The organism is Gluconobacter morbifer G707, assembly GCF_000234355.1.
GTDB lineage: Bacteria > Pseudomonadota > Alphaproteobacteria > Acetobacterales > Acetobacteraceae > Gluconobacter > Gluconobacter morbifer.
The window spans coordinates 111421-133164 of the sequence record NZ_AGQV01000010.1 but is presented as its reverse complement, the minus strand read 5'-3'; the positions used below and the strand labels follow the sequence as shown (position 1 = coordinate 133164).

Below are 21744 nucleotides of genomic sequence, written 5' to 3'. Positions count from 1 at the left end.
GCCGTAAATGGAAGCCATTTTTAATACGCTATGCAATTTTATCCTGGCCCTTCTTGGCTTCATCGTGTTCGGTGTTGCTTTCGTTGAAATGCTGGTGCGCCAAGGCTTGCAGTCGATTGGCGTGCAAGGCGCCGCCCAGACAATCGTACTGCTGCTTCTTCTGCTGGGGCTTCTAGGCCTTACGCTACGCGTATTCGGAAAGCTTTTCGTCGTTCTTCTGTTAGCGGCGCTTCTGGTCTATTTCCTGCATGCCATCATCGGATTACCACATCAGGTACCCCAGCCTTTCCAGACGCCATCCGGAGGAACGCTTTCTTTCTGATGCCATTCCTGTTTCCTGCATGCCAGTTAGATATCTTCCGGGACCAAGAATTCTGTCCGGGAGACGGATAAAGATCTTTTGTGACGAGAAGAAAGGTGTGGTGTCCGCGGAGGGATTCGAACCCCCGGCCCCAGGATTCATACCACTTCGGTTTTCACCGCCATGTCCTTGCTTCTATGCAAGAGCATGTTCGTGGTCTGGACTGTCTCTTCGCCATGACGATCCGTCAAGGCGTCACCCGTACAGTCTCTACACCTTCTTTCCACAGGAAGCAGAAAGCTTGGCTCGGGATTGGCACGACCTGAAAGGCCAGAGCGTTCCCCGAATTTGAGCGAATCCACTGCACGGTTTCCCGTTGCAGCGCCCAATTCAGACTTAGGAATCCTGTGCTCTATCCTGCTGAGCTACGCGGACACAACGCTGTTTTGTTACTCCGAATGAAAATCCTGCACAAGAGCATGATACAGACATCTTTCTCTGGTTCCTCTGGAAATGAAAACAGTGCTGTTCAGACCGTGATATCGGTATTCTGGAAAAGTGCTGATAATAACAGAATTTTTCTGGTTAATAGTCTTCAGTAAGTCCCTTTCTTTGGCAGAAGCGCTGTGGATCAGTTGTTAAATGCCGGTTTTCGTTTATTTTCTAATAACCAATAGGAGATATTTTGATCCTGCGATTGGTCGGGAATGTGGGAAGTGTATGTAAACACCCTGATCAGGTGCATGCCACGATGTTCCGGGCATCGTCTGGAAAAGACGTTATCGTGAAGGGAGGTATGGGACCCGTTTCCGATGAAAACCATGCCATCTTTTGCGGAAGCGGCTTCCGTCCGGGGCCAAGGCATGCGAACAGAGAAGATGAAGGTATCGACCATGTCAGAGCATTCTGCGCGTTCTGCCCGGGAAGCTGATCCGACCCTTTTGCGCCTGAAACTGTTCGGACAGATGGAAGCCCGAACTCTCGGTGGGGAAAGTGTCCTTCCTGTCGGTGGCAAGACCAGAGCCCTGCTGGCCATACTTGCCCTTTCTGATCGCAAGCCCGTTCTTCGGTCGCGTCTGGCGGAGCTTCTGTGGAGCCGGCGCCCGGATGAGATGGCCCGGGCATCGCTGCGCCAGGAAATTCACCGCCTTCAGGATGTTCTCAGTCCGTTGGGGGTGGAGGTCATTGACGTCCAGCGACATTCACTTGCCCTGAAGCCGGCTCTGACATCTGTCGATACTGAGCGTGTTCTGAATTCGACTTCCCGGTCTCTGGAAAACCTACCGTCTCCTGATGAGATCCTGTTGGGAGAGCTTACTGGTCTGGATCCGGCTTTTGATGACTGGCTGGAAGAGCAGCGGCACAGGCTGACGCAGCATCTGCATATGCTTCACGAGGCTTTCCTGCGGGATTGCAATGACCTGGAACAGGCGGAGGAAGTGGCCAATCGCCTGCTGAAACTTGATGAGCATAACGAAGCAGCATGGCGCGTCCGGATTCAGACTGCTCTGCAGAAAGGTGAACAGGCCCGGGCAACGTATATTGCCGAACAGCTTTTGGAGAGATGCGGCGACAAGGCTTATGAGCAGATGCTCGCGCCTGCGACCTGTGCGCTTGTGGCAAGTATTTTCCCGAAAAACGAACAGCATCAGACAAAAGATGATATTTCGCCAGAAGTGTTTTCTGAGACAGGTGTACCGCTTCCGGGACCCGGCTCTCTCTTTGAGACAGCCAATCAGCGTCCCGATCCACTGTTAAGGCCCCCGCTTCAATTTGAAGGAAAGTCGGTTTTTCCGCTTGAACAGCGAATTTCAGTACTGATCCTTTCGCCGTTTGGCGAAGTGGAGACGCCAGGGCAGGAAATGGGCTTCCTTCTGGGAGACCAGTTGGAAGAGTTCTTTGTGCAGATGGACGTCTTCAATGTCATTGCCTGGCCTGAAGACTTTTCTCCTGATCCCCTGAATGCGGTGGCCGCATATCGGGCGCTGGGAGCGGATTATGTTATCAGTGGTGTTCTGAGAGGACGGAACGGCGGTACTGGCCGCCTCGTGCTAAGGATCATGGACATCAGGGGCGGAGGGGGAATCGTCTGGGGCACGCATTATGATTTCCCGCTAGATGAACTGCTGGCTGCCGCAGAAGGACTGGCCTCTCCTGCTGAAGCCATGCAATGGGGAATTCTGCTTGTGGAGGCAAGGAGAACGGCCACGCGGGCTGAGGATGATCTTTCTCCACTGGGATGGACGTTGAGAGCCTTTCTGCTTTTTTCCCGCTATGATGTGCGTCTTTTCCCAGGAACTGGAAAACTGCTTGAAAAGGCAGTTGAAAAAGCGCCCGATAACGATTTCATCACCTTTCTTTACAGTCTTCACTGTTACTTCTGGCATCTGAATGAGTGGGACAATGCCGAGCGTGTTCATCTGCAACGCGGGATCGAAGCGGCGCGGGCAAAGCTTGTCCTGCAACCGGTTGGGGCGGGGAGTAATCTACTGTTGGCCGCGTGTCTGCTACTTGCGCCAGATATGCGGCCTTTTGCGGTCTCGATTGCCCAAGCTGTCCTGAGTGCGCAGGAAGAGCAGGAAAGTATAGCGCCTTCATCGCATCTGTGTATCTGGCGCATGACTTACCATCTGACAGAGAATGACTTTGCCAGTGCCGCCGTGATTGCCCGTGATCTGCTTCGCAATCCGTACCGTTCTCCGTTCGTGGAACTGCTGAAGCCCTGCATCATGAAGGTACTGCTGTTTGCGGGAGATTATCAGGAGGTCATTTCCCTCGGTCGTTTGATGGCCGGGTTGTATCCGAATTATCCTGTTACGCTGGTTTATTATCTGATCGCACTGGTGGAAGAAGGTGGAAAAGCAGCGGAGATCGCGCAGGTCAGGAACCATTTGCTCCGGCTCGTTCCGGGACTGACAGTACGCAAGATTCTGGCGCATCTGTCCAACTTTCCAACCGGGCATCACAAAGTGCTGGAACAGGGGCTGCTGAAGGGTGGTTTGGCTGCTGGCTGAGAGTTCCTCGTTTCAGGTGCTTGGCCTTGTCGGGCGGGCGCGATATGAACACGTGAAACGAAGTTGCCAGCTGCAGGCCTCGCCAGTCTGCATTTCAGCTTGTGACCGGCCCTGGCGCGGCCCGCAGGACCCACGACATGTCTCTTACGCAGATGACCGCTTTCCGATCCTTTCGCCGGCCTCCAGTCCGGCTTGCCTTGGGTATGCTGGCTCTGGGAATGGTTTCTGCCTGTGGCAGTTCCCGTGATCCCAGCACCCTGACGACACCTCGCAATCACCTCATTGGGGTGGATCGTGGCGCAGAAGGAGGCGCCGATCAGTTGCGGGGCGGAGTGAACGCTTATCTGTGGCGTGGCGCGATTGATACCCTTTCCTTCATGCCGCTGTCTTCCGCCGATGCCGTGGGCGGGGTGATCCTGACGGACTGGTACCAGCCTTCCGCCAGCCAGAACGAGCGTTTCAAGATCGCAGCGTATGTCCTCGATCGTCGCCTGCGTTCGGATGCGCTGCGTGTCTCTGTGTTCCGGCAGGTTCTGCAGGATGGTCAGTGGCAGGATACGCCTGTAGCGGCGACAACGACTTCCGACATCACGACTCGAATTCTGGCCCGCGCCCGCCAGTTGCGTGCGGAAAACGGTAACCGGGACAACTGAGTCTAGACATGAGTGATACTGCGACACCTGCGTTCGATTTTCATGCCCGCGAACCATTCTGGCAGGCAGAATGGAAGCGGCGGAACATTTTTTCTGTCCCGGATGTTCCGCCTGCCGACCGGCCAAAATATTATGTGCTGGAGATGTTCCCGTATCCATCCGGCCAACTGCATGTCGGTCATGTCCGGAACTACACGCTGGGTGATGTTGTCGCGCGTTACAAGCGGGCCAGGGGGTTTGCGGTCCTTCACCCCATGGGTTGGGATGCGTTTGGACTTCCGGCGGAAAATGCCGCGCGTGAGCGTAACGTCCATCCCGGGAAATGGACGATGGAAAACATCGCCACCATGCGGGGCACGCTTCAGCGTCTGGGGTTCTCGCTGGATTGGGACCGCGAGATCGCGACCTGTCTTCCGGAATACTATGGCAAGCAGCAGAAGCTGTTCCTTGACATGCTGGCCGATGGCCTTGTCGAGCGACGGGATTCTTCAGTTAACTGGGATCCTGTCGATGAGACAGTCCTGGCCAATGAGCAGGTTGTGGATGGACGAGGCTGGCGTTCGGGGGCACTGATTGAGAAGAAGATCCTCTCCCAGTGGTTTCTGAAGATCACGAAATTCGCTGAACCATTGCTGGAAAATCTGAAGACGCTTGACCGGTGGCCGGAGCGTGTCCGGGTCATGCAGGAACGCTGGATCGGGCGTTCCGAAGGTGCGCGAGTGCGTTTCCCGCTGCATGAGGCTCCTGCTGCCTATGATGCTGATCTTGACAGTATTGAAGTCTTCACGACGCGGCCGGATACGTTGTTCGGTCTCAGCTTCATAGGAATTTCCGCCGAACACCCACTGGCCCGGAAAGTGGCTGCACAGAATGCCGAGGCTGCGGCTTTCATCGAGGAGTGCCGTCGTCTCGGGACGTCTGAGGAAGTCATTGAAGCCGCTGAGAAGCGGGGTTTCGATACCGGCCTGCGCGTTGCAAATCCGCTTGATCCCGAGAAGACAGCACCTGTCTGGATCGCCAATTTTGTCCTCATGGATTATGGCACCGGCGCTGTGTTCGGTTGTCCGTGCGGGGACCAGCGGGATCTGGATTTCGCCCGGAAATACGCTCTCCCTGTTCCGCAGGTTCTTCTGCCGACTGGCGCGGATGCAGAGACGTTCACGCTGGGGAAAAAGGCCGTCACGGGAGATGCCGTCCTGTACAATTCAGGCTTTCTGGATGGCCTGGATACAGCGGAAGCAAAGAAGACTGTTATCCGGCGTCTCGAGGACATGGGAGCCGGGAAAGGCGTTGTGAACTGGCGTCTGCGTGACTGGGGGATTTCCCGACAGCGGTACTGGGGCTGCCCCATCCCGATCATTCACTGCGCGCAGTGTGGTGTCGTTCCCGTTCCGGATGAGCAGCTGCCGGTCGTGCTGCCGGAAGATGTGATATTCGACCACCCCGGGAATCCGCTGGACCGGCATCCGACATGGAAGCATGTGTCATGCCCAAAATGCGGCTCTCCTGCTACTCGCGAGACGGATACGTTTGATACGTTCGTGGACAGCTCGTGGTACTTCGCACGTTTCACCAGTCCGCATGCACCGACCCCGACTGTCCCTGCTGCTGCGAATGGCTGGCTGCCGGTCGATCAGTATATTGGCGGGATCGAGCATGCGATCCTCCATCTCCTGTATGCCCGGTTCTTTACGCGGGCGATGCATGAGACCGGGCATCTGGATCTGGACGAGCCTTTCGCCGGTCTTTTTACGCAGGGCATGGTGACGCATGAGAGTTACCGTGACAGCAGCGGCTGGCTATATCCAGATGATGTGGAGCGTCGTGGTTCGGAAGTCGTGCGTCGTGACACAGGGGCCCCGGTAGAGGTCGGACGCTCCGAGAAGATGTCCAAATCCAAACGGAACACGGTGTCTCCGGTTGAGATCATCGAGCAGTACGGAGCGGACACTGCCCGCTGGTTCGTACTCTCGGACAGTCCGCCAGAACGCGACATGGAGTGGACTGCGGCCGGTGTGGCGGCAGCGGCCCGTTTCGGTCAGCGTCTGCATCGTCTGGTTTCTGCCGTGGCGGCCGCGGATCCGGCCGACAGCACACATGCGTCCGGAGGGGATGACCTGCGTCGTATGACGCATCGGACGATTTTAGCCGTGACAGAGGCTCTGGAAGCCTTTACTCCCAACGTAGCGGTGGCGCGGCTGCATGAGCTGACTTCTGCACTGGCGGATGCGGAGCGCAGGGATGCGCCAGGTCTGGCGGCGGCGCGGCGTGAAGCGGCGCAGGTTCTGTGTCTGCTCTGTGCGCCGATGATGCCGCATCTGGCGGAAGACATGATAGGCATACTGGAGCCGGGCGAAGCGCTCGTTGTCGAGCGGTCATGGCCGGAAGCACAGGCAGAATGGCTTGCGGTCCAGAGTGTCACGATCGGAGTACAGATTCTGGGCAAGCTGCGGGGCACCATTAAGGTTCCGCCTGATGCGCCCAGGAATGATGTTCTCGCTGCCGCCCGCCAGGAGCCGAACGTAGCGCGGCTTCTGGAAGGCAAGCGTGTAGTCAAGGAAATCCACGTTCCGAACCGGATCGTCAATTTTGTGGTGGCGGGCTAAGATCGTGACCTTTCGCAGTTCCCTTGTCCTGTGCTCGCTTCTGATGACGGCGGGGTGTGGTTTCACGCCGCTCTATGGGAAGCTCGGTTCCAAAAGCGATGTCTCGTCGGAACTGGCGCAGGTTTACGTCGCCAATATCACCGGACGTTACGGACAGGAACTGCGGCTGGCTCTTCAGAAGGATTTGGCCGGCTCAGGGCCGGAGAATCCACAGCGTTACGTGCTGCATGTCAGTTCTGCTGCAAATGAAGAAGCCGTGGACATCCATGAGGACAATACGTCCGGGCGGACCAGAAGCACAGGCGTAGCACACTGGCAGCTCTTCACGGTTGCGCCTTCGCCACAGCTTGTTGCGCAGGGTGATGCGACAACGCTCGATGGCTTTAACACGACGTTCGAGCAGTATTTTGCCCAGACGCTGAATGATGAGAGCCTTCAGGGACGCGTGGCACAGACCCTGGCCCAGAATGTGACACAGCAGGTGGCCATCTGGTTTCGGACGCACAATACCCCCGAGAAAGCCTCGGATGAGGATCTTCCGCGCTATATTAACACCGATGCCATGCCGGATGATACCGGGACGAGCCCGACGGATCGAGCTGGCGTGGATGGTTTCCCGGCTTCTGCGACGGGGCGTCTGTCGCGGAGTACGGTGTCCCACTAATGAAGATCGAGGCCCGGAATATCGGGCGTGCTCTTGCCGATGCGGGGGCCTGGCGAGCGATCCTGCTTTATGGGGAGGATGCCGGACTGATCCGGGAACGGGCCCGACAGGCTGTCCGCAGGGTTGCGGAGACGCTGGACGATCCCTTCCGGGTCTCTCAGCTTGATCGCGAAACGCAGGATCGCCTTGAAGAGGAAGTGACGGCACTTTCCCTGATCGGAGGACGTCGCGTTGTCTGGGTGCGGGAAGGGCAGGATAGTCTTGCCTCTTTTCTGACCCGTGCTCTCGAAACGCCGACAGATACATTGATCGTGATTGAGGCGCCAGGTCTGACGGCGCGTTCAAAGCTTCGGGCCTTCGCTGAAGGGCGAAAGGAGGTTGCCTCCATTGCCTGTTATCCGGAAGAGGGACGCGCCCTCTCGCAGACGGTCACGGATGCGCTGGAGCAGGCCGGGATTTCCATTGACCGGGATGCTCTGGCCTGGCTGCTGAGTCGACTGGGCGCGGATCGGACCGGTGTTCGGGGTGAAATCGAGAAGCTTGTTCTTTACGCGGGTCAGAATGGACGGCTTGATCTGGATGCCGTTCAGGATTGCGTGGGGGATGCAGGCGGTAATTCACTGGAAGATGCGGTTTTTGCCGCTTTGACCGGAAACCGGGCTGTGGCTGATCAGGCTCTTGAACGAGCGCTGGCGGACGGAGCCAATTCGGTCGCGGTGGCGCGTACCGTGCTGAATGTTCTCGTGCGTCTGGAACGGGTCGCTCTGGCCCAGAAAGCGGGCCAGTCCCGTATGGAGGCCATGAAAGCTCTTCGTCCGCCGGTCTTTTTCAAGCGGACCGCTGTTTTCAATCAGGCGCTGGATCGCTGGCCGTTGGGAAGTCTGGAGCGCGCCAGCCGGGAAACACAGGCTTTTGAACTGGCCTGTAAGCAGAGCGGGGCACCGGATCTCGCACTTTGTCGGCGTTATATTGCCTCCCTTTGTTCCATCTGGAAGTCCTGAAGCTACTTCTGTTTTCGTTTCCAGAAAGGATCAGTCCCGAAGGAAAGCGATTTTTATGGAAACTTCGGGTGGGGGCTGGCCCTTTCCGTCTTCATGAAATCATCACCCCAGAGCCCATTGGGCGAAATGTGATGGTCAGTGTGGAGATGGACAATGAGCAGAAACGATTCAGATGACGCCCGTCGCAAGGTTCTGAAAGGGGCTGCTCTCGGCCTCGCCGCCGCAGCGGCAGGAGGCCGTGCAAGAGCTGCGGAGCAGGGGAGCATGGGCCAAGGCACCGCTCCTCCTCTTTCTGATCCGGCCAAACTCTACACGGCAGGGCCGTTCAGTTCCCAGTCACAGCCTTGGCCGGGGCTGGCGTCCCGGATGACGCCACGTCCTGACCATGGTGAAAAATCCTACAAGGGCAGCGGCCGCATGGCCGGACGAAAGGCTCTGGTGACGGGGGGTGATTCGGGTCTCGGACGTGCAGCGACAATCGCGCTTGCCCGGGAAGGCGCGGATGTTGCCATTTCCTACCTTCCTGCGGAAGAAGAGGACGCACGCGAGGTTATGGACCTGATCCGGGCTGCAGGACGCAAGGCGGTTGCCCTGCCAGGAGATATCCGCAACGAACACTTCTGTCAGAAGCTGGTCTCCGATGCCGTGAACGGACTGGGTGGGCTGGACTGTCTGATCAACTGCGCTGGTCGCCAACATTATCATGAGAGCATTCTGGACCTGACCACCGAGGACTTCGACTGGACGCTCAAGACCAATCTTTATGCTTTGTTCTGGATCATCAAGGCGGCAATTCCGCATATGCCGCCGGGAAGTTCCATTGTGAACACGAGTTCCACGAATGCGTATAATCCGTCAGACATCCTCGTGGATTACAGTCTGACGAAAGCTGGTATTGCCGATATGACGAAAAGTCTTGCGAAGCAGCTTGTTCCGAAAGGGATCCGCGTCAATGCCGTGGCTCCTGGTCCCTTCTGGACGGCCCTGCAGGTCAGCGGGGGGCAGACCAAGGAGAATATCGAGAAATTTGGTTCGACCGTGCCACTTAAGCGCCCGGGACAACCGGCTGAGATCGCGCCTCTCTATGTTCAGCTTGCCAGCACGGATGGCAGTTATCTGACAGGTCAGATATTTGGCATTACCGGTGGCACCGGCATTCCGGGCTGATCAAACAGGTGGTTTTTTGACAAGATGGGCAGGCAATTGAATGCCTGCCCGGGCGTGTGGCTGCTCAGAAGCGGGCGGAGACGTCGAGGTAGTAATAGCCGCCATTCATGCCGAGCTGATTGGTGCTCATGTAATATTTCGGAGCGCCAAGATAACGGTTTGCCTCTGGGACAGCGGATGGGAACTTGGCGAAAATGTTGTTCCCGCCGATTGTCGCGCTCCAGCGGCGGTTGATATTGTACGTGACAGAGGCGTTCGTGGTCCATTTCGGAACGTTCTGGAACTCCAGATAGGAAGTGCTGGAAAAGGCGTTCGGCCCTGTATAGTAGGTGAGTTCGGAGGTGGTCTGGCCGTACCGGATCTCATGGATGGCGATGGCCCACTTGTTGGCGGGTGAATGCCAGCGGCCACCGAAAATGATCTTGCTGCGTGGGTACGCTGTGGTCAGGTAGGCGATGTATTGCGCGTTCAGCAGCGGGTTGCCCTGTGAATCATCAGCCTGATGACGCAGGCGTGTCCGGTTCAGGTTGAGCGAAACATCCCAGTCCACATGCCCGAACCGGCCGAATTCACTCGGATAGGTAGCGGTCAGGTCGAGGCCCTGGGTCCGGGTGGTGGCGACATTGGCAAACCAGTGGGCAGAAAGCTGATCGCTCTTCCAGCCTTTCATGGCGTCCGTCAGGGGGAAGCCGTTGATGAAAAGCGCATTATAGGCATTTTCGCCATAAACATTACCACCTGGCTGGATACGGTCCCGCAGGTCGACCTGATACACGTCAACGTTAACGTGCAGCTTCCGAACAGGTTCGACAATGATACCACCTTCGGCGCTGGTTGCGGATTCCGGCTTGAGGGCTGAAGCGCCATTGGCCAGTGCACCGGGAGAATTGACAGCAATCAGGCCGCGTGCCGCTGTCGGTGAGACAGCTAGCGCGGAGTAGTGCTCCTGAGCGAGAGTGGGAGCATGAAACCCGTTGCTGAATGTTCCGCGGATGGCAAATCGGGGGCTGAAGTCGTAGCGTGTGGAGACCTTGCCCGTCTTGGCATCCCCGACATCGGGGTAATGCTCGACGCGACCTGCCAGATCTAGCTGCCAGTGTTTCATCAGATGGGTCGAGATATCGGTGTAGCCGGAAGTTACATCCCGCGACCAGTTGCCGGCGTTGTAACTGCTGGTACCCGGGATGCCATCCGCGCCGGAACCTGCGGTGCTGTCCACTGTGCCGGTGCCCATTGAATAGGACTCATAGCGGTAGGCTGTTCCGCCGGAGATATTGACGCTATGCGGCCAGAACGAGAAGTCGAACTTACGGGAAATGTCGAAGCTGTTGGTCCACTGGGAATTGTTATAGCCCTGCGCATTGAAGAAGTTTGTCGGGGTGCGGCCGGTTTCCTGATAGACTGTGCCGTTGATCGTGTTGAGCGCATCAAAACGGTCATAGTCACGACCATAAATAGTCGATATGTCCCAGTTCCAGCCGGCAAAACGGCCTTTGAAACCGGCTTTCAGTTCGTAATCGTTCTCTTCCAGTCCCATGACGGGCGAATAGCCGTTCGGATAGATGGCCTGGTAGGCTGGGTAGGACGACAGGGAAGAAGGCAGGCGGTAATTCTGGTAGGATTCCGCATGACGATGGGCGTAAGTGGCAGAAGCATAGGCCTGTACGTCATCGGTGATGTCATACCCTGCGTTGATGGCCACGCTTTCTCGGGTCTGTTCCGGCTGACCGAGGATCTGGTTGTTGTATAGTCCGGTCCGGTTGTCACGGCCTGAGCGCATGGTGTGATCCTGATGGACGAAATCACCGCCGATATGGACAAAACCACGGTTGTTGAGATTCAATCCGCCATCGATATAGACGCCCTGCTGAAAACCGTCACCTTCACTCGTGATGCCGGTATTGGAGCGCATGCTCAGCCCGTGGGCCTGCTTCTTGAGGATGATGTTAACCACGCCGGCGATGGCGTCGGAGCCGTACTGGGCGGACGCACCGTCGCGCAGGACTTCGATATGATCGATCATGGACATGGGGATCATGTCGATATCGACGGGCGTTGATCCCTGTGAGGGGCCGGGATCCGCGTAGATGTTGGCCGTAGTGTGCCGACGCTTGCCATCTACAAGGACAAGCGTTTCGTTTGGGTTCAGGCCGCGTAGGGCAATGGTGTCCGTCAGGGCACCGGCGTCAAATCCCCCGGTAGGAACCGTCAGGGATGGAAGCAGGAGCGCCAGGGAGTCCCGGAGGGACGGCTGACCGGTAGCGGTGATCTGCCGGTTGGTAACAACGTCAATCGGAGAAATGGAATCGCGCGCTTTCTTGCCGAATTCACGCGTTCCGGTCACGACCACGGCTTCACTGCCACCCGAGACCTCCGTCGGGGCATGGTGGGTGGTATGGTGCCGGCTTGTCGGGGGCGGGGCCTTTTTCGTCTTGGCTGGGGAAGCTGCTGGTGCCGCAACGGACGCTGTAGCCGCGCGAATTTCATCCATTGGAACGAAAAGGGACAAACCGAAGAAAGAGGTACCCAGCAGGGTCACGTGCCGAAGGGGGAGACGGACTGACACAGTCACAAATACCTCAAAATATGTACGAAAGATTTAGTGTTAATTTTAAATCACGTTTTTGTGTCGAACAATTGTATTTTTCGATCTGATGATAAAGACGTCAACTTTCCTTGTGCCTGTGGTGTTTCCGACACATGACGTGCCTTATGGAAATCGGAGATATTCAGATATCAGCAGGAGAACACGTATGAAGCGGCGGCACTTTCTTCGGAGCCTTTCAGCCACGCCGGTATCGCTGGCGGCCCTGTCTGCGGGGGCTTCGCCTGCATTTGCAGACGGAAATGCAGACACAGGGACGACGCCTAAGGGAGAGATGGACATCGTCGCCCGTTTTACAGGGCCTGGTCCGTCCGGTATTGCGGTTCTGCCTGACGGGAGGATTTTCGTGGGGTTTCCGCGTCATGCGGATAACCATCCTGGTGCGACACTGGGAGAACTGGTCAGGGGGCGCGTTGTGCCGTATCCCTCCGCAGCGGAAAGCCTACCCGGCAGCAGTTCACCGGCTGAACGTCTGGTATCCATTCATGGCATGACCGTCGATGAGCGGGGACGGCTCTGGGCGATTGATGATGGCAAACAGGCAGGGCATCCTCTTCAGCCCGGCGTGGCAAAGATCATCTGTATTGATCCGAAATCCAATACGATTGTTCATCGTATTATTCTCAAGGCGCCTGTTCTTTTACAGGACAGCCACATGAATGATCTGCGTGTTGCTCTCTCACTCGGGACACAAGGCACGGTTTTCGTGACAGATTCTTCTTTCGGAACGCAGCCTGGACTGGTGATCGTGGATGTGGCGACGGGCAATGCACGGCGCGTGCTTACTAAGCATCCCGCGATCCTGGCAGAACCCGGTTTCATGGCCATCGTGGAGGGAGAGCCCCGGCGTTATCTTCCTAAACATCCGCAGATGGTCTCGGGCGGCGTGGACGGTATCGCGATCACGAAAGACGAGAAACGGCTGTATTTTTCAGCCCTGACCAGTCGTCGTCTCTACAGCCTGCCAACGGACCTGCTGGCCGACCCGTCAGCCGGAGATGACAGGCTCGCCGCAGCCATGCGTGACGAGGGGGAAAAAGGCGTTGCCGACGGGCTGGATTTTGATGCCCATGATCGTCTTTACACGACAAATTATGAGCATGACTGCATTCTGCGTCGTGATCCGGATGGGTCATTCAAACTTATGCTGAGAGATCCGAGAGCGCTCTCACCAGACGGAATTTTCGCGGCGGCGGACTATGTCTATTGCACGTTCGGGCAGTGGAACCGGTTAGCCTCTTTTAATGACGGACACGATCGTCGTGTGCCGCCCTATTTACTGGTTCGCTTTCCGATTGAGGCTTCTGCGCCTTACGATGCCATCCCGGGGCAGCAGGGCTGAAACGGCCAGAACGCGAAACGTCGCTTCTGCCTTTCAGAAGCGACGTTTCGCGGGTGTATTGATCAGGCGTTCTGGGAGGGCACCTGTCCATCCGGTGTGTGCTTGTCCACGGCAGTGGGGAGAAGCTGGGCAAGGGCAGGCAAAATAGTGCTGGCCGGAAGGCCCGTCTTGGAAACCAGCATCTGGATCTGCTGGTCCGTCATCAGGCTGCGCAGTTCATTCGCGCTGATGGGAAGGTTTTCCCCGTTTCCGATCCATGACCGGATCTTGTCTTCCAGACCGGCGCTGCGTGCCTGGTTGAGAAGCGTGGTCAGACCGTCGCCCTTCAGGAACTCCCCGAAACTGCCGCCCAGCTTGTCACCGAGCTGCCCGCCGAGGGCACCCATGGCCTGGTTCATGATGTTGCCGAGAAAACCGCTCATGTCAGTCGTATCTTTTCCAAATCAGTGAAAACGTGCTGTCGCCGGACAGAACGGATTTCTAGCTGCGTTGTTTCTTTTCAGGCTTCTGTTCAAGCTTCTGCGGGACCTCGACGTCGATTTCCAGCATGGAACACCCGCTGCCCCGGTCCACCTTGATCTGGACCTTTTCCTGATCGACAGCGACGTGACGGGCGATGACTTCCATGATCTCCTGCTGAAGCTTGCGGATCAGGTCGGAATCTCCGTCCTCTCCGGCGCTGCGTTCATGAGCAAGCAGGATCTGCAGACGGTCCCGGGCGACCGTGCTGGACTGCTGGCGTCGCGAAAAAAGGTTGGCAAGAAAACTCATGCGTCCCTCTTCTTGAAGAGCCAGTCAAAGAAGCCCCGTTTCTCCACGGGAACGGAAACATCAATCTTCTCGCCGCTCAGGCGCCGGGCGGCCTCGAAATAGGCCCGCGCGGCGAGGCTCGTCGGTTCGGCGAGCGTAACGGGGGCGCCAACGTTGGACGCTTTCAGGACGTCTTCGCTTTCCGGAACGATTCCGACCAGCGGAATGGAAAGGATTTCCAGTACGTCCTCGACGCTCAGCATTTCCTTGCGGGCGGCGCGGGCGGGATCGTAGCGGGTCAGGAGAAGATGCTTTTCCATCTTCTCCCCGCGTTCGGCCTTCTGGGTCTTGCTGTCGAGCAGGCCGATGATGCGATCCGAGTCACGGACGGAGCTGACTTCCGGATTGGTGACGATGACAGCGGCATCGGCATGGTACATGGCGAGCTGGGCGCCGCGTTCGATGCCGGCCGGGCTGTCGCAGATCACCCAGTCGAATTTTTCCCGGAGCTCGTCCATGACCTTCGCCACGCCTTCTGCTGTCAGAGCGTCCTTGTCCCGGGTCTGGGATGCGGGAAGGATGGAAAGCGTTTCGCAGCGCTTGTCGCGGATAAGCGCCTGGGACAGGCGGGCATCACCCTGGACGACGTTGATGAGGTCGAAGACGACCCGGCGTTCCGCGCCCATGACGAGATCAAGGTTCCGAAGCCCAACGTCGAAATCAACGACCACGACGTTCTGTCCGCTCTGGGCAAGTGCGGCGCCGAGTGCGGCAGTCGATGTCGTCTTGCCGACGCCACCCTTGCCTGAGGTGACAACCAGAACCTTGGCCATGAATACTCCAAAATGTCTTCTGGCGGGAACACGAAACATTCTGTTCTGACGTTCCCGCGTGGTGGGTCTTATCCTATGAAACTTTTATCTATTCCGGCAACACGGGAATAAAGGCCGTTTCATGATGGTCGTGTTTTCAGAGGGTGTTATGAAGCAAGCGGAACGACCCTGACACGGTCTTCATCGAGCCTTGCCTGTGCGGCCTGTCCAAAAACGGCGGGATCGATATCTTCCGTCACGGTATAGTAACCATCGAGGGCCAGAAGTTCGGCCTGCATCCGGCTGGCAAAAATACGGGCCTGGGACTGTCCGCCAACACCGGCGATTGCCCGCCCCCGCAGCGTACCATAGACATGGATGGAACCAGCCGCCACGATTTCCGCACCCGACGAGACAGAGCCGAGGATGATGATGTCTCCCTGCATGTGCTGAATGCTCTGGCCGGAGCGGATACTGTCCTCGATGAACAGTGTGTTGCCGCCTGAGACAGGGACGGCCGTCACGGCCGGAGATGCATTGCTTTCGGGAAGTTCAACTTCACCGGAGGGGCGTCCGCCATCGAACGAGTCTGGCCAGTCCCAGTGGGCTACGGTAGGCCAGCGGCGGTCGCCGCCCTCGATCCCGATGATTCGCACGCCACGCTGACGGATGTCATCCAGCAGGCTAGACAGGCCGGGCGTGTCGGCGTTCAGGAGGCCGAGGTCGAGAATGACCGGCTTGCCGCTGAACAGAATGCCCGAGCGGGCGATCTGCCCGTCCAGTCCCTCCAGCCACAGGTCAAGCGGGCTTTCCGGGGAAAGAACGAGGGCAAGGAATGAACGGCCTCGGGCCCGGATGCGCATGGGAGACGTGGCACGGGAAGCGGGAACGGTGTCGGACATGCGGAATTCGTCGAACCTGTATCTGGCGGTCGGGGAAGCTCTTGTGAGCCGGTATCGGCTGACCTAAGAAAGTGGTCATGCGTATTCTGCATCACCTGCCACTTTCTCCGCAATGCCGTCTTGTACGGCTTGTCCTCGGCGAGAAGAGACTTCCTTATGAACCGGTCATTGAACGCGTCTGGGAAGAGCGTGAGGAGTTCCTGCGTCTCAACCCGGCGGGAGAAGTGCCCGTCCTGGTCGAAGAGAATGGGCTGGCTGTGCCCGGTGGCCGTGTCATCTGCGAATATCTGGACGAAGCCTATCCGGATACGCCCCTGATGGGCCGGACGCTGGCCGAGCGTGTCGAGACGCGCCGCCTCGTGGACTGGTTCGAGACGCGGTTTGCCAGTGAGGTCACGCGAAATCTTCTGGGTGAGAAGGTGGACAAACGGCTTTACGGACGGGGGCATCCGGACGGGAACGCCCTGCGCGCCGGTTACGCCAACATGCGTTTCCATCTCGATTATATCGGTTGGCTGGCCGAAACACGCTCCTGGCTGGCGGGCCCTTACCTTTCGATGGCGGATTTCGCTGCGGCCGCGCATCTTTCCTCTCTTGATTTTATCGGAGACGTGAACTGGTCCAAGGCGCCGGCTGCCAAGGATTGGTATGCGCGTGTCAAGTCACGGCCCTGTTTCCGTGGGCTCCTGTCCGACCGGGTGAGCGGTGTGACACCGCCGGCCCATTACGCCAACCTCGACTTCTGAGGGCGCTGTGATGTGGGATGTGGTGGTTCTCGGGGCTGGTGCGGCTGGTCTCATGGCCGCTGCCACAGCTGGCCGGAACGGAGCGCGCGTTCTGGTTCTGGATCATGGGCCTGAACCGGGACGCAAGATCCTTGTCTCCGGTGGCGGACGATGCAACTTCACGCATCTGGAGACAGGACCGAACTGCTTCCTATCCGACAACCGGCATTTCGCCCGTTCGGCTCTGGCGCGATACACCCCACAGAATTTCCTTTCGCTGGTGGAGCGCCACCGCATTGCCTGGCATGAGAAAGCGAAAGGTCAGCTTTTCTGTGACGGATCGGCCCGGCAGATCGTGGACATGCTCGTCAGTGAATGCCTGACGGGTGGCTGTGAACTGCGGATAGAAACGCGGATCACGGATATGCGGCGGGAAGGGGACGGATTTGTCATCCGGACAGGGCGGGGGGATGTCCAGTCCCGCAAGGTCATTCTGGCGACGGGCGGCCTCTCCATCCCGAAGCTGGGCGCTTCCGACCTTTCCCTGAGGCTTGCACGACAGTTCGGGTTGCGGATTGTTCCGACCGCTCCGGCGCTTGTTCCGCTGGTTCTGCCGGATGCCGATCCCGAGCTGGCAGGGGTTTCCCTGACAGTCGTGACGCGGATTGGGAAGAAAGGGCCGCGTTTTGAGGACGGGATGGTCTTTACCCACCGTGGTCTGTCAGGACCGGCAATTCTCCAGATCTCATCCTACCTGCAGGCCGGGGAAAGCTTTCAGGTTGATCTTCTTCCTGGAAGCAATGTGCTGGATGCCCTGCGGCGGACCAAGCAGGACCGTCCGCGTGCCTTGCCGCCGCGTTTGCTGGAGATGCTTCCTGCGCGGTTGGCAAAGGTTCTCGTGGCGGATCTGGGGGATACGATGCTGGCCAATCAGCCGGATCGTAAACTGCGGGCACTGGCGGAGCGGTTGTCCTGCTGGAAGGTTACGCCAGACGGGACGGAAGGTTACGCCAAGGCTGAGGTCATGCGGGGCGGAGTTGATACGCGCGGCCTGTCGTCCCAGACCATGGAGGCCCTGGATGTGCCCGGCCTTTACGTCATCGGGGAAGCTGTGGACGTGACGGGCTGGCTGGGCGGACACAATTTTCAGTGGGCGTGGTCGAGTGGTGTGGCAGCCGGACTGGCTGCCGTGGCATGAAACTGGGTATATCGCCACAGGATTGCCATATCGCCGTCGGATCAGGCGGCAACCGGAAAGGGTTCATGCCGTTTCCGTCCCACCGTGTTTCATGTCTGAGAGGATGATGTTCATGCGTCGTTTCTTCTGCCGTTCCGGTCTGCGGGCTGGTGCGGGTCTGTCCCTGCTGGGGCTGGCCGCCTGTGTCGGGACGGCTGCTCCCGGCCCGATCCCGAAGGGGACGCCGGTTGCCGGATACGGTTATACCTGCAAGGCCGGGATCTATACCTGCAAGATGCCGACGCAGGTGCCGCTTGGGGCTCCGTGCTCCTGCCCCGGGCTTGGTGCGGCGAGTTATGGTAATATCCACCAGCCATAAAAGTGTCTGACATTGGCCGGTCCGGGTTGAGGGGCTAGACTGCGCATCATGCAGGATGGATTTCCCAGTATGATGCCGTTTCTTCCTTGGATTGTGGCGGGGCTCGCGCTGGCCGTGGCAGTCCTGACGCTTCTGCGTGGCGAAAGTCCAGCCATGGGAAAAATTGAAGCCCTTTTGGAGCGGGATACCCAGGAGCGGGCTCAGGAGGCGCGGTATCAGAGCGCGCATCTGGCTGACGTTGAGCGCGCCCTGTCCGGTCGGCTGGATCAGTTCAGGCTGGAGACCAGTGAGCGGCTGGGAGAGCTGGTCCGGCGTCTTGGGCAGGAACAGGCGGATGGACGGCTTCTGCTGTCCGAGGCGCTTGGAGAAATGGCCCGGAATCAGAACGAGCAGATCGAACGCATCCGTGCCACTGTCAACGAGCAGTTGCATGGTGCGGTCGAAAAGCAGATGCAGACCAGTTTCCAGCGTGTCGTGGAACAGTTCAGCGCCATGCAGAAAGCGTTGGGAGAGGTCACAAGCGTAACGGCGCAGATCGGCGATCTCAGGCGCCTGTTCTCCAATGTCAAGACGCGTGGAGGATGGGGAGAGGCACAGTGCCGGGCCATACTGGACGACGTTCTGCCCGAGGGAAGCTACGAGATCAATTACCGGCTGGGCGAAGGCGGAGAAAACGTCGAGTTCGCCGTGAAAATGCCGGTGCGGGGTGGAACGGCACCCCGCCTTGCCATCGACAGCAAATTTCCGACTGAAGCCTATGAACGGCTTCTGGACGCGGCGGAGGCCGGAGACGGGAGGGTGGAGCGGTCCGCCCGGCGGGAGCTGGAAACGGTTGTGAAGGCAGAGGCAAAGAAAATTGCCTCCAAATATATCCGTCCTCCCCAGACTGTGGAATTTGCCGTCCTCTATCTGCCCACGGATGGCCTGTACGCGGAAATTGCCCGGATGCCGGGTGTGATCGATGAAATCGGTAGGCTGTACCGGGTGATCGTCATGGGGCCTTCGCTGCTGCCCGCGATGCTCAGGACCGTACATCTAGGGTATGTGACGCTTGCTCTGGAAGAGCGGACCGAGGCTATCGCAGCCTTGCTGGGAACAACGCGGCAGGAAATGCTGCGAATGGATCAGGTGCTGGACCGGCTCCAACGCAATGCCGGCACGATGGGAAATACCATTGAGGAAGCGCGAAGGCGGACGCGCGTGCTTGGGCGACGGCTGAGGGATCTGGACGGTATGCCGGAGCCGGAAGAGGCCCTTGAGGAAGGGGTGGACCTTTCATGAACCTGAAGCGTTGGCCATACCGCGGCAGGATGCAAAGCTTAAGAGTGATTTTAATGGGATGACGGCACATCCTGGCCCATGTGTGAGAAATGAACATGACATCAACCCCTGACCGGGATCCGGCTCCGCGACAGAAAGACGCTGTCCCGCGGCTTCTGCTGATCGAGGATGATGAGCAGATCGCTACCGAGGTTTCCGAAGAACTGCGTGTAAGAGGTTACGACGTCCATCATGCCGCGACGGGACCATCTGGTCTGGAAGCAGCCAAGAGCGGGCGGTTCGATCTGATGATCGTGGACCGTATGCTGCCGGAGATGGATGGTCTGACCGTGATCGAACTTCTGCGTGGGCAGGGCGTGGCACTGCCTGTTCTGGTGCTGTCCGCGCTTTCGGCGGTCGATGACCGGGTAAATGGCCTCAAGGCGGGAGGGGATGATTACCTGACCAAACCGTTCGCGATGGAGGAACTCGCGGCCCGGCTTGAAGCCCTCCGGAGACGACCCACGGACAGTCGCGTGACCATCCTGCGCGTCGGACCGCTGGAAATGGACCTGATTGAACGCAGGGTCTTCCGTCAGGGGCGGGAGATCGAACTCCTTCCGCGTGAATTCCGGCTTCTGGAATACATGATGCGCCGTCCCGATACGGTTCTGACCCGGACAATGCTGCTGGAAGATGTCTGGAATTACCGGTTCGTGCCGCAGACCAATCTCGTGGATGTGCATATTGGAAAGCTGCGGCGAAAGATCGACCTGCCGGGCGAGGCGCCTTTGATCCAGAGCATCCGTGGCGCCGGGTTCAGTCTGCGTGTTCCGGTTTGAGCTCTTCCGGGCAGATCTTTTCAGGACAGCCACTTTCCGTCTCACACTGGCCTTCGTCGTGGCCATCATTGCCGGGATGCTGCTTCAGTTCGCGCTCGTTTACGGGCAGATGAACACCTATGAACAGCAGCGGTCCACGGATCTGCTTCAGCGGGAGGCTGCGCTGCTGGTCAATGAGACGCCCCAGCAGCTTGAGTACGAAGTCCGGGAACGCAGCAAGACCGATCTGCGTGTGATCCTGAATGGTGCCGCCCTCTTCGACATGGATCGGCAGCTGATTGCCGGGGACATCAGGCACTGGCCGGAAGGGCTGGAGGTCTCGGCCAAGACCCAGCGGCTGTGGGATACACCGCCTGGCGATACACCTTATGAAATGCGCTATCTGGCTGTGGAGGTGAAGGGGCCGCACGGGAACAGGGACCGTATCCTAGTGCTGGCGCGCTCGATGCACATGGCGGATGAACTGCGCTACATCACCAAGCGCGCGGCCCTTATGTCCGTCGTGCCGGTTGTGCTGTTCGCCCTTCTGGCCGGCATATTCCTGAGCCACCGGGCGCTGGCGCGCGTCAAGGAAATGCACCGCGCCATTGACCGGATCATGGATGGAGACCTGCACGAACGGCTTCCGGTCGGCCGGGAGCGCGATGACATCGAGCGGCTGGCAGGCTCCGTGAACAGGATGCTGGACCGGCTGGAGCATCTTCTGGATGAGATCCGGAATGTCGGAAACGATATTGCCCACGATCTGCGGACACCTCTGGCCAGGGTCAGGGCACGGTTGGAGCGTGTCGCGGCTGTTTCCACTGATCCTGCGATTCTTAGAAGCGCCATCCAGCAGGCGACGTTGGATCTGGAGCAGTGCTTTTCCGTCATTACGGCGCTGCTCAGGATCGGAGAGATCGAGAATGGACGCCGCCGGGCAGGATTCGGCATGATGGACCTCAGCCAACTCATCGCCGGGGTGGTGGACCTTTATGAGCCTATTGCAGAGACGGAAGGACTGTCATTGCATGTTGACGGCGTGCGCGAACCCATTCCACTCTACGGAGATACCGATCTTCTGAACGAGGTTCTGGCCAATCTGGTCGATAACGCCATCAAATTCACACCTGAGGGCGGAGAAGTGGGGTTGTGCGCCGGGCAGGATCCCAGTGGAGAGGTCTGGCTTCGGATTTACGATACCGGAATTGGAATTGCGGCAGATGAGCGTGGTGCTGTTCTCGGGCGGTTTTACCGGTCGGACAAGAGCCGTCATGTTCCGGGAAGCGGCCTCGGCCTGAGTCTGGTTTCGGCCATTCTGCGTCTTCATGGCGCCACGATCAGTATCGGGACATTCCAGGAAGGGCATGAGAGGCCGGGGTCGGTGTTCGAGATTCGTTTTGGGGCAAAAGCGGCCCATGAGGGAGACGCGAATGTTACATGATGTTGTCAGAACAGGGCATATTCGTGGTTTCTTAAACAGAATTTTGCTTGTCGCCTGATCTCTGTCCGATATGACTCTGATCAAATTACGAGGGGACGCCCGTTGAGAATGACAGAAACTG

Annotated in this window: 20 protein-coding genes; 14 read left to right on the top strand and 6 right to left on the bottom strand. The window is 58.3% G+C overall.

The window, feature by feature from the left end:
* The first annotated feature begins 7 nt into the window (after window positions 1-7).
* Entirely contained in the window at window positions 8-322 is a 315-nt protein-coding gene (locus GMO_RS10830; RefSeq protein WP_008852443.1) for a hypothetical protein, read from the top strand.
* 610 nt (window positions 323-932) lie between these two features.
* On the opposite strand, the gene GMO_RS14230 is transcribed toward GMO_RS10830, so the two are convergent.
* Window positions 933-1196 (bottom strand): hypothetical protein, encoded by a 264-nt coding sequence (locus GMO_RS14230; protein WP_139064446.1) that lies wholly within the window; start codon window positions 1194-1196, stop codon window positions 933-935.
* Between GMO_RS14230 and GMO_RS10825 the strand changes: the two genes are divergently transcribed.
* The 6 genes from GMO_RS10825 to GMO_RS10800 all read left to right on the top strand — a co-directional run bounded on the left by GMO_RS10825 (window position 1195) and on the right by GMO_RS10800 (window position 9406).
* A complete protein-coding gene (locus GMO_RS10825) occupies window positions 1195-3315 on the top strand; it encodes a hypothetical protein (protein ID WP_139064445.1) in 2121 nt (706 codons plus the stop codon). The genes GMO_RS14230 and GMO_RS10825 overlap by 2 nt on opposite strands.
* 203 nt (window positions 3316-3518) lie before the next feature.
* Window positions 3519-3968 carry a DUF3576 domain-containing protein gene (locus tag GMO_RS10820; RefSeq protein WP_008852440.1) on the top strand — a complete coding sequence of 150 codons (450 nt, stop codon included), beginning with the start codon at window positions 3519-3521 and terminating at the stop codon, window positions 3966-3968.
* 8 nt (window positions 3969-3976) lie between these two features.
* Entirely contained in the window at window positions 3977-6574 is a 2598-nt protein-coding gene (gene leuS / locus GMO_RS10815; RefSeq protein ID WP_008852439.1) for a leucine--tRNA ligase, read from the top strand.
* Between the two features lie 4 nt (window positions 6575-6578).
* Window positions 6579-7238, top strand: a complete 660-nt coding sequence (locus tag GMO_RS10810) for a hypothetical protein (RefSeq protein ID WP_008852438.1) — start codon at window positions 6579-6581, stop codon at window positions 7236-7238.
* Complete coding sequence (gene holA / locus GMO_RS10805; RefSeq protein ID WP_008852437.1) at window positions 7238-8239, top strand: DNA polymerase III subunit delta; 1002 nt, start codon at window positions 7238-7240, stop codon at window positions 8237-8239. Before GMO_RS10810 ends, holA begins: the two co-directional genes overlap by 1 nt.
* A gap of 153 nt (window positions 8240-8392) precedes the next feature.
* Window positions 8393-9406: an SDR family oxidoreductase gene (locus tag GMO_RS10800; RefSeq protein ID WP_008852436.1), complete on the top strand. Its 1014-nt coding sequence runs from the start codon at window positions 8393-8395 to the stop codon at window positions 9404-9406.
* 64 nt (window positions 9407-9470) lie between these two features.
* Here GMO_RS10800 and GMO_RS10795 read toward each other — a convergent pair whose 3' ends face one another.
* Window positions 9471-11897, bottom strand: coding sequence for a TonB-dependent receptor plug domain-containing protein (locus GMO_RS10795; protein WP_083813659.1), 2427 nt, complete (start codon window positions 11895-11897; stop codon window positions 9471-9473).
* 262 nt (window positions 11898-12159) lie between these two features.
* Here GMO_RS10795 and GMO_RS10790 point away from each other — a divergent pair, with 262 nt between their 5' ends.
* The gene (locus GMO_RS10790; RefSeq protein ID WP_008852434.1) at window positions 12160-13353 is read left to right on the top strand and encodes an SMP-30/gluconolactonase/LRE family protein; all 1194 of its coding nucleotides are present in this window, start codon (window positions 12160-12162) and stop codon (window positions 13351-13353) included.
* A 62-nt stretch (window positions 13354-13415) separates the two neighbouring features.
* On the opposite strand, the gene GMO_RS10785 is transcribed toward GMO_RS10790, so the two are convergent.
* From GMO_RS10785 to minC, 4 genes are all read right to left on the bottom strand, one after another.
* Entirely contained in the window at window positions 13416-13775 is a 360-nt protein-coding gene (locus GMO_RS10785; RefSeq protein WP_008852433.1) for a YidB family protein, read from the bottom strand.
* 58 nt (window positions 13776-13833) lie between these two features.
* A complete protein-coding gene (minE, locus tag GMO_RS10780) occupies window positions 13834-14124 on the bottom strand; it encodes a cell division topological specificity factor MinE (protein ID WP_008852432.1) in 291 nt (96 codons plus the stop codon).
* Window positions 14121-14936: a septum site-determining protein MinD gene (minD, locus tag GMO_RS10775; RefSeq protein WP_008852431.1), complete on the bottom strand. Its 816-nt coding sequence runs from the start codon at window positions 14934-14936 to the stop codon at window positions 14121-14123. Before minD ends, minE begins: the two co-directional genes overlap by 4 nt.
* Window positions 14937-15082: 146 nt before the next feature.
* The gene (gene minC / locus GMO_RS10770; protein ID WP_040509318.1) at window positions 15083-15817 is read right to left on the bottom strand and encodes a septum site-determining protein MinC; all 735 of its coding nucleotides are present in this window, start codon (window positions 15815-15817) and stop codon (window positions 15083-15085) included.
* Window positions 15818-15894: 77 nt separating this feature from the next.
* Here minC and fzlA point away from each other — a divergent pair, with 77 nt between their 5' ends.
* The 6 genes from fzlA (at window position 15895) to GMO_RS10740 (ending at window position 21623) form a co-directional block, all read left to right on the top strand.
* Window positions 15895-16563: an FtsZ-binding protein FzlA gene (gene fzlA, locus GMO_RS10765; RefSeq protein ID WP_040509315.1), complete on the top strand. Its 669-nt coding sequence runs from the start codon at window positions 15895-15897 to the stop codon at window positions 16561-16563.
* Between the two features lie 10 nt (window positions 16564-16573).
* A complete protein-coding gene (locus GMO_RS10760; RefSeq protein ID WP_008852427.1) occupies window positions 16574-17740 on the top strand; it encodes a BaiN/RdsA family NAD(P)/FAD-dependent oxidoreductase in 1167 nt (388 codons plus the stop codon).
* 112 nt (window positions 17741-17852) lie between these two features.
* Window positions 17853-18098: a hypothetical protein gene (locus GMO_RS10755; RefSeq protein ID WP_040509468.1), complete on the top strand. Its 246-nt coding sequence runs from the start codon at window positions 17853-17855 to the stop codon at window positions 18096-18098.
* A 48-nt stretch (window positions 18099-18146) separates the two neighbouring features.
* Window positions 18147-19379: a DNA recombination protein RmuC gene (locus GMO_RS10750; protein ID WP_040509310.1), complete on the top strand. Its 1233-nt coding sequence runs from the start codon at window positions 18147-18149 to the stop codon at window positions 19377-19379.
* 89 nt (window positions 19380-19468) lie between these two features.
* The gene (locus tag GMO_RS10745; RefSeq protein ID WP_008852423.1) at window positions 19469-20200 is read left to right on the top strand and encodes a response regulator transcription factor; all 732 of its coding nucleotides are present in this window, start codon (window positions 19469-19471) and stop codon (window positions 20198-20200) included.
* A complete protein-coding gene (locus GMO_RS10740; RefSeq protein ID WP_008852422.1) occupies window positions 20187-21623 on the top strand; it encodes a sensor histidine kinase in 1437 nt (478 codons plus the stop codon). The genes GMO_RS10745 and GMO_RS10740 overlap by 14 nt, the downstream gene beginning before the upstream one ends.
* Window positions 21624-21744 lie beyond the last annotated feature (121 nt).